At 73.5% G+C, this 1,778-nt stretch carries 1 protein-coding gene; it reads left to right on the plus strand.

The window, feature by feature from the left end; all coding sequences use genetic code 11:
• Positions 1-1,778 (plus strand): methyltransferase (locus GT354_RS07390; RefSeq protein ID WP_161355448.1); only part of this gene is annotated, 1,778 nt, incomplete at both ends.

Below are 1,778 nucleotides of genomic sequence, written 5' to 3' on the forward strand. Positions count from 1 at the left end.
GGACCGGCAGCCGCCGCGCGCTCGATCGCGGCCGCCGTCGCGGACACCGGCGCGACCTGCGCGGTGCTTTCCCCCACGGTCTTGAACGCACTCGATCCCGAGGGTCCCGCCGCCGGGCTGAGCACGATCGTCGTCACCGGGGAGCGCCGCCCCGCCGGGGGCTCGGCCGCTTGGTTGCGCGACCCCGACCGGCGGCTGTTCAGCCTCTACGGGTCCGCGGAGACCGCCGGCGTGGCCGTGCTCGGCCGCGACACCGGCGAGGGCGCGGCGAGGGGCGTGCCCGTGTCCGGGCGCCGTGCGTACGTCCTGGACCCGTCGGGCATCGTGCTGCCCACCGGCGTCACCGGGGAATTGCACCTCGCCGGCGGCGGTCTGTGCCGGGGCTATCTCAACCGCCCCTCCCTGACCATGGAACGCTTTCGGGCCGACCCGTTCGCGTCGGGCCGACCCGAGCGCATGTACCGCACCGGCGATCTCGCCCGATGGGTCGAGGACGGCACCCTGGAGGTCGTGGGCCGGGCCGCCGACCGGGTCGCCGTCGCCGGTCTGACCACCACCACCGCTCGGGTGGAGGACGTCCTGGCCGCGCACCCGGGGGTGTCGGCGGCCTGCGTCGTGGGCCGCGGCGGCGCCGACGGCCCGGGGCTGACCGGCTACGTCGTCCCGGCCCACTTCGGGGCGGCCGACGCCGACGCGCGAGAGCAGGTGGGTCAGTGGCAAGACCTCTACGACCACACCTACACGCAGCGCGCGGACACCGAGGACGCCGAGTTCAACATCGTCGGTTGGAACAGCACGTTCACCGGCGGCGCCATCCCCGAGGAGGAGATGCGCGAGTGGCAACACGCCACGCTGGAGCAACTGCGGGCCCAGCGGGCCGAGCGGATTCTGGAGATCGGGTGCGGCACCGGCATGTTGCTCCTGCCGCTGTCGCGCACGTGCCGGGAGTACTGGGGCACGGACCTGTCGGCGGGAGCCGTGGACTACGTCCGCGAACAGTTGTCGGCTCCCGCGTACCAGGACACCGACGTCACGCTGCTGCGGCGTGAGGCCGAGGAGTTCGACGGCATCCCCGAGGGCCGTTTCGACCTGGTCGTGATCAACTCGGTGATCCAGTACTTCCCGAACTCCGCCTATCTGCGGCGCGTGCTGGAGGGCGCGGTTCGTTCGCTGCGGCCGGGTGGGCGGATCTTCGTCGGCGACGTGCGCAATCTCGCGTTGCTGGAGGAGATGCACCTGTCGGTGCAACTGGTCAACAGCCCCCAGGGGCGGCCCGCGCGGGAGCTGTGGCTGGCCGCGCGTTCCGCGGCTCGGCTGGAAGAGGAACTGGTGCTCCATCCGGACTGGTTCCGTGACTTCGCGGCACAGGTGTCGCCCGACGGGGTGGCCCGGGTCGCGGTCAAGCGCGGCCGGGCCCGCAACGAGCTCACTCGCTTCCGCTACGACGTGCTCATCGACCTGAGCGACGGCGAGGCCGCCGTGCCGGACATCGCGTGGGAGTGGACGCCGGGCGAACCGACCCTGGCGGAGTTGGCCGACGTGCTCGATCGCGGCGCGGACAGCGTCCTGGTGCGCGCCGTGCCCGACGCGCGGGTGCGTGACGTCGCCGACGCCCGCGCCCTGCTCGAACGCGGCACCGAGCCGGCGACCGCGGGGGCCTTGTCCACCGAGACCGCAACCACCCTCGCGGTCGATCCCCAGACGCTGCACGAGGTGGCCGCCCGGGCCGGCTACCACGCGGATCTGCTCGTCGGGACCGCCGTCGCCACCGTGGACGC

The sequence above is a fragment of the Streptomyces sp. SID3343 genome (genome assembly GCF_009865215.1).
GTDB lineage: Bacteria > Actinomycetota > Actinomycetes > Streptomycetales > Streptomycetaceae > Embleya.